Origin of the sequence: Nocardia sp. CWNU-33 (assembly GCF_046764895.1) — a bacterium.
Classification (GTDB): domain Bacteria; phylum Actinomycetota; class Actinomycetes; order Mycobacteriales; family Mycobacteriaceae; genus Nocardia.
Genome location: NZ_JBKOQN010000001.1, coordinates 114144 through 120545 on the forward strand (window position 1 = coordinate 114144; position 6402 = coordinate 120545).

General features: G+C 64.0%; 6 protein-coding genes. 2 read left to right on the forward strand and 4 right to left on the reverse strand.

The genetic code is table 11. The annotated features are described in order from the left end of the window. Positions 1–3: 3 nt before the first annotated feature. From ACLMAL_RS00540 to ACLMAL_RS00555, 4 genes are all read right to left on the reverse strand, one after another. A complete protein-coding gene (locus ACLMAL_RS00540) occupies positions 4–1278 on the reverse strand; it encodes a hypothetical protein (protein ID WP_411997289.1) in 1275 nt (424 codons plus the stop codon). A 71-nt stretch (positions 1279–1349) separates the two neighbouring features. Next, positions 1350–1667 carry a hypothetical protein gene (locus tag ACLMAL_RS00545; RefSeq protein WP_411997290.1) on the reverse strand — a complete coding sequence of 106 codons (318 nt, stop codon included), beginning with the start codon at positions 1665–1667 and terminating at the stop codon, positions 1350–1352. A 119-nt stretch (positions 1668–1786) separates the two neighbouring features. Further along, a complete protein-coding gene (locus ACLMAL_RS00550; protein ID WP_411997291.1) occupies positions 1787–2074 on the reverse strand; it encodes a YbaB/EbfC family nucleoid-associated protein in 288 nt (95 codons plus the stop codon). Between the two features lie 8 nt (positions 2075–2082). Further along, on the reverse strand, positions 2083–2397 hold the full coding sequence (locus tag ACLMAL_RS00555; RefSeq protein ID WP_411997292.1) for a hypothetical protein: 315 nt from the start codon (positions 2395–2397) through the stop codon (positions 2083–2085). A gap of 290 nt (positions 2398–2687) precedes the next feature. Between ACLMAL_RS00555 and ACLMAL_RS00560 the strand changes: the two genes are divergently transcribed. Further along, the gene (locus ACLMAL_RS00560; RefSeq protein WP_411997293.1) at positions 2688–4757 is read left to right on the forward strand and encodes a hypothetical protein; all 2070 of its coding nucleotides are present in this window, start codon (positions 2688–2690) and stop codon (positions 4755–4757) included. Beyond that, positions 4754–5536 (forward strand): ESX secretion-associated protein EspG, encoded by a 783-nt coding sequence (locus ACLMAL_RS00565; RefSeq protein WP_411997294.1) that lies wholly within the window; start codon positions 4754–4756, stop codon positions 5534–5536. Before ACLMAL_RS00560 ends, ACLMAL_RS00565 begins: the two co-directional genes overlap by 4 nt. Positions 5537–6402: the final 866 nt, after the last annotated feature.

Genomic DNA, 6402 nt, shown 5'->3' on the forward strand with positions numbered 1-6402 from the left:
CTGTCAGAGGGTCAGCGACTTGTCCGGCGAATCGGAATCCAGTGCTCCCGAAACATGTTCGGCCGCGCCGACGACCGGCATCGATGCGCCTTCGACGTCGCCGACGACCTCGTTGCCGTGTTGCTCGGTGACCAGCAGTCCACGCAGTCCCTCGGTCGATTGTTCTTCCGAACGAGCCATCCCTGCCGCACCCGCGGCGCCACCCATCGGCATCATGCTCGGCGAGGAAGAACCCATGCCGCGCACCGTCGAGACCGGTGTGGCGGCTGCTGTTTCGGCAGCGGACATGCTCGTGCCCGCAGCTCCGAAAGAGGCGCCCGCACGAGGACCGGTCCACGGAGTCAACTGGCGCGCTTGGCCTCCCACACTGACCGCACCACCGCCGCCACCACCCGCGCCGAGTGAACCACCACCGGCGCCACCCAGTTCGGCCTCGCGACGTGCCTTCTCTTCGTCGGTTTCCTTGTCGGCGATCGCCCTCGCCGGATACAGCGCGGTCTGCGCGGCCTGCAACGCCTGCCCACCCGAGGTCGCCAGCTGGGTCAGCGGCTGTACCAGCTGCATCAGCTGCTGGATCGCCTGTGACGGATCGACATTCTTCGGCGCTCCGGTCACCGGCACCTTGGTTCCGGTCTTGCTCATGGCTCCGCTGTGCACGGTGAGTTCACCCCGCGTTTTGGCGATGACCGCGGTTGCCTCGGCGAGCGTCTCGGTCGTCAGCGCGACCAGGAACATCTGGCCCGGTGGGGTGGGCAGGAACGGCATCGATGCCGCGAGCGAGGTCATGAACTTCGCGATGACCCCCGACATCGCCGTGGCACCCTGGAACACACTACCCGCCGCAGCGGTGACACCGACCGAAGTCTGTGCACTCTGCGCGGAGACGGCCGCGCCGTCCGAGGCGGCCTGCTGCGATTTCTTAGCCGCGGCCGAAGCGCCCTCCCCCTGCCACAGCATCGACGCTATCTGTAGTGCGGAGCTACCGAGCGACACAGCCGTCTGCACCACCGTTGACACCTGAGACAGCGCCTGCACCGGGTCGATCTGAGGCAGGCCCTGCCCGACGGCCGGTACCACACCGGCGCCGCCGGCAGCCGGGTACTGGCCGGTGCCGATAGCCGGGAGACGGCCGGTGCCGAAGCTGTTCGCCAGATCGGTAATGGGCTTGGCGAGCAGGGACAGGTCGATGACAGGCAGCGGCGGGAACTCCGGCATCGGCGGTAGGCCCGAAATATCCGGCAGTGGGGGCAGACCCATGTCCTTCAGGACATCGTTCACCGGCCTGTCCACCGCTTGCCCGATGGCACTGTGACGCAGAAGATCGAGGACCGACTGGTCGAGCGGCGGATTCATATTTGTCTGCTGATCGTCCCGAAGTCGGTGACCGAGGCGGCTTCGGTGGTGTCGTACAGAGCCGCGCTCTCATACGCGGCAACCGCGGACATCCCGTGCACATGCGCCAGCTCGCACACCGATGTCAGATTATTGCACTGAGCAACGGCGAAGGTGGCCAGGAAATCCTGGCCGATCAGCCCGAAGATCGGGATCGCGGCGGCGATGGTCGCCGCCTGGTTCGTCGCTCCGGCGCAAACTACATCGGCCGCAATCGTCGCAGATGTGTCGCCGTACCGGCGGATGGCATCGGACGCTACTACTATTTCATTCATCGCAAACCCTAGCTGCCGGAAGATGATTGCTCCGCGTTAACGAATGTACCGGATTTGCGCGTGCCGCGGCTCAGCAAAAACTTCCCAGCACTGGTGAGCCGCCACAACCGGCGCTGCCGTTACTCTGCGGCCTCTTCGTTGAAGGCGGTGACCAGCTCGGCGCGTTCCGCGAAGGCGCGCCGCGCAGCCTGCCCCGCAGTGCTGACCAGGACGTGCTCGAACTCGGCCGGCGACAATTTCGTTATCCCCGTGGACAATTCCAGCTCTTGCAGTGCGCCGCTGCCGTCGACCACCACCGTGACCACGCCATCGGGTGAGGTCTCCCGGACCCGAACGGCGGTCATCTCGTCGGCGAGGTCGCGCATCCGATTCAGCCTGCGGTGCGCTCGCGCCTCGAGTTCGTCCATCGCTCGACTCATACCGACCTCAACCAACTCTGCGGCTCGACTTCGTATTCGGCTTCTTCGACCAGCTCTTGGCGGGCAACGTCTTCCGGTTTGGGTAGCCCGGTCAGGGCGAGTACATCGGCGGTCAATCCCGCCTTTTCCAGCTCCGCCCGGCGGGCGAGCCCGGCCCGATTCGCCGACTGTCTGCACAATCTGACAATCTCGGCAGCCAACTCCCCTGGTGGACGGCGCAACTCATCACGCTCGACCTTGATACCGGTCGGCAATCCCTGCTCAGTGGTCTCCACCGAGATCGAGCCACTCTTGGACGCGATTGTCCACATAGCATCCCCATCAACTTGTGCCGCCCGCGAGGATGCGCCCAGGAACCGGATAGCAACAGTCGTGATACCTCGGACCACTCCGACGCCCCAAGGGATTTCGGGGTAGTAGTGTACCGCCATCGCAGGCCGATGGAGCAGTTGACGCATTGCCACCGATGGGAAGAGCGCCCATCGTGCGATCCTGTGCGTCCGTGCCAGACTGGATCGGATTGTCGGTGATAGTCAGGAGCGCGACCTATGGGTGACACCAAGGCCTTGCCGCAGTCGGGTACACACACTCGGGGGCCCCGATGATCGACCCTCCCGGCAGCGGAGACGCGCCCCAGAACGTCGGCCCGGTCGTGACGCCCGACAAGAAGGAAGAAGACCCTTGGAAGGACATCGCCAAGCAGACGGCTGACGGGAAGGTCAGGTTCGAGCCCATGGCCGCGCAGCTGGCGGCTCAGGAATGCGCCGATGCGATAGGCGGCATCCTCGGTGTCCAGAAGACGATCGTCGACATGGGCACACTCAAGGAACTGAGTCAGCTCCTCTCCGGCGGCCTACTCGCCATCCAGTTCAACAACACACTCCACGGGCTCAACGACGTACTGAATACCCACAAAGCGACGTTGGACCAAATGTTGAACACGTTCAAGGCCGCAGGCACTAAATATATCGATACCGACCTTGATTCCGCGACCGGATTCGACCAGAAGACCAAAGACCAGATGAAGGAGGCTTTGGCCAACATCAAAGCCCCCACCACGGCGGGAAAACCTCGTAACGAGATGCCGAAAGAGGATGATACTAAAGACCCGAAAACGGAGAACTACGGCGACAACGACGAAAAAGTGCCGTTGCAAAGTAGAGACTATCTGAAAGGGGTGACGGCTGAGGAAGAAATTCTGACCGGGGGAAAGATCAAGGCGAGCGACTTGGTCAAACCGGCTAATCTCCCGGACCTTCTCACCAAGTATGCAGGCAAGAACCAGACGCAGCCTACTGCCTTGCAGCAGTGGCGGCTGGAATTGAGCCCCAAACCCGAGAACCCGGACAGTCAAGAGTGGGCTGACCTCTATGACCTCGGCCAAACAACCCAGCAGGCGATCAAGCCGGTGAGCCACGCCTCCGACATGTGGAACTGGATGGCCAAGGAATTGGGCGACACCGTCAGCGCTTTCTCCACGAAACTGACGAATATGCCCGAGTCCCTATGGAAGGGTGAGGGCGCCAATTCCGCGATAAGCGCGGTAAGTAAATATCACACGAAGGCTGATGGCCTGACCGAGCGCATGAAAGCCGTCGGCTCCAACCTCGCGTACACATCGGAATGGTTGGCAGATACCAAAAAAGGTATGCCCACAACCCGGACCGCACCAAAGCGGATGGTTTACCAATCTGATCCGAATTTAGAACTGCCGGGCGGTGGCGCCACCATTACCGAACAATCCACTACCGAGTACGACGCCGAAACTAAGCGCAGTCTTGCGATATACCGCCAGAACATGGAAAACAACTATGTTCAGGGCATCCAGGTGTCGTCAATGTTCGTTCCGGCATTGGACGAGTTGCCGACAACCGCACCGGAGAAGCCCGCCGAGGAGAATCCCCCCGGCGCGGAGAACCCCCCTGACGGAGGCGGCACGCCGTACACGGGAACGGGCCCGATCGGCGGCGGCCCGATCGGCGGCGGCCCGATCGGCGGCGGCCCCAGCCTCACGAGCCCCACCAACTACAACCCGACCAGCCCACCCCTGGTTCCACCGGGCGCAGGCAACGACTACACATCCCCTCGGTCCATCGACAGCACCGACCGACCCACACCGACCAGTCCAGCCGGGGCGGATGGCAGTCGGCAAACGTCGGCCCCCCGGTCGGATGGCCTGAGCCAAGCAGCCAACCTCGCGCAGCAGGGCATGGGCGGCGCCCAGAGCGCGATCCAGGCTGCGGCGCAGGCCGCGCAGCAAGCCGCGGCCGCGGGGTCCGGGCTGAACGCGGCCAGGGCAGGGCTACCCAGCGGCCTCGGCACGCCCGGCAGTAGTGGTAGCGCGATCGGTGCCGCAAAAATTGGCGGCGGCGGTGGACTGGGTGGCGGCGCTGCGGCGGCCGCGCTACAGAAGGAAGCCGATATGGCGCGGATGTTCCCGCGAGCGAACGCAGCCGGACCGGCACCTGCGTCGGCCCTCGGGCGCATGGGCGGAATGTCTGCCGGTATGCCCACGGCCGGTTCGCCGGGATCACCCGGTGCGGCCGGAGCGGGTCAGGGCCAAGGACAGGGTAAGGAAAACAAGCGCCCCAACTACCTCAATTCCGACAAGCACCTGGAGGAGGCGCTGGGTGACGCACCGACGGTGGTGAGGGCCGTTGTGGAGAAATGACCCGAACCTGGAAATTCACCGACCTCGAGTTCGTCGTCGCCTGGGAGACTTACCAGGCGGACCTCCTTCCGGCCCCGTTCGTATTCACGAGCCGGACTCCGCTGTACGACGACTACCAGCGTGAGAAACGGGAGCTCCGAGCACAACTGGGCAATACGCTCGACAACAATCTCGCGCGGGTGATGGATGTAGTCGCGCGGCCGGACATCCGAGTCGAACTGCAAGGTTGGGGTAGCGACAGCGAGGACGCCGAGAGCCAGATCCGGCTGCTGGCGGTCCGCCAGGCAGCCGACGGATACCTGCTCAAACAGCTTCCTGGCGAAACTGCTTGGCACAGTGGCGGTTACACGATCACTGAATGCGCGCCGCTGGAGCTCGCCGATGTACTGCTGGCCGAGCTGCCCGAGGTAGCGGCGGGTAAGCTCGGAGACATCGTGCTCGCCGAGCAGACCAAAAGCGCCGACCTGGACTACTCCTACGGTCGGTCGTTCATCAACGACTCCTTCGACGACACCGTCGAACGGCAGGCCGACCAATTCGTCCGCGCTCCGAGCACCGGCGAGGGAATCATCAGTATCGAGCAAGGAATGTCGCGGTTCGGCCCGCGCGGGATAACCCGCAGACGCCTGTGCTGGCGCGACCTGGAGGACGACGGACGCTACGCGATCACCACCGCGATCCCGCCGGTCGCGGTGCCGGCCGACACCAAACGGCTCACCACACTGCTGAACTCCGGAATCGCCGAAGTAGTCAAGGCCATCAAAGACGAACGGCGATAGGCCCGACAGGGCACGGCAACACCCTGCCAGTGGAAGTCACGAAGAAATCGGCAGGGGGCACGCCCCCTCCGGCAGGTGGTCGGCGATCTCGGGCGGAGTCGGATAATGCGCACCCATTGGGAATTCGAGCTCGCCGAGTAGCTGTTACAAAAGCGCTGTGACCTCCAGATCCGGGCGCATCATGAGGCGGGCGCGGATGTTCATGCTCAACGCTCGCATGCCTGCGCCCGCGTACAGAGTCCGCAGCGTACGGGCGGCACCCTGTCCAGTGCCTCCCGGTACCTCGGCACGGTCATGGATCGCGCCCGCGACGCACGTTCCCCGGGACGACCTTCAGTGCGGCACTGACGATCTCGGGCGTAAAGAGCTCGGTCGCGCCTCGGACGCCCCGGACGAGCACCTTCAGATTTTCCCGCCCTCGTGCAGCTGGTCGAGAACCCCGGACCCGGGCACATCGCCATCGGCGGCCGGATCCGAGGCAGACTCGGTCGCACCACTACCGGAACCGGGAAGTCCACGGGCGGTCGACTCTTCTACGGCGCGGTAACGCCGGTTCCGTCACCGCGCGACACGAGCCCAAGTACCTCGGCGAGAGCGAGCACGTTCCACACCATGGTCGAATCCACCGAAATGCCTCCACCTCGTGACCCGTTCCCTGGACCCCACCGGCTGCGGCAAGGCACGATGGGCGATGAGGTGGTAGCCAGCGTTGAACGCGTTCGCGATCACCTTCGAAGGCCGGATCACCCCGACCGGTAATTAACCAACACCGGGATTGGATCCGCCGTTAATCAGACACTCCCCGACAGCATGGAGGTATATCGTGTATACGCCGGAGGCTCGGTAATAGGTATCCATTGCCGCAT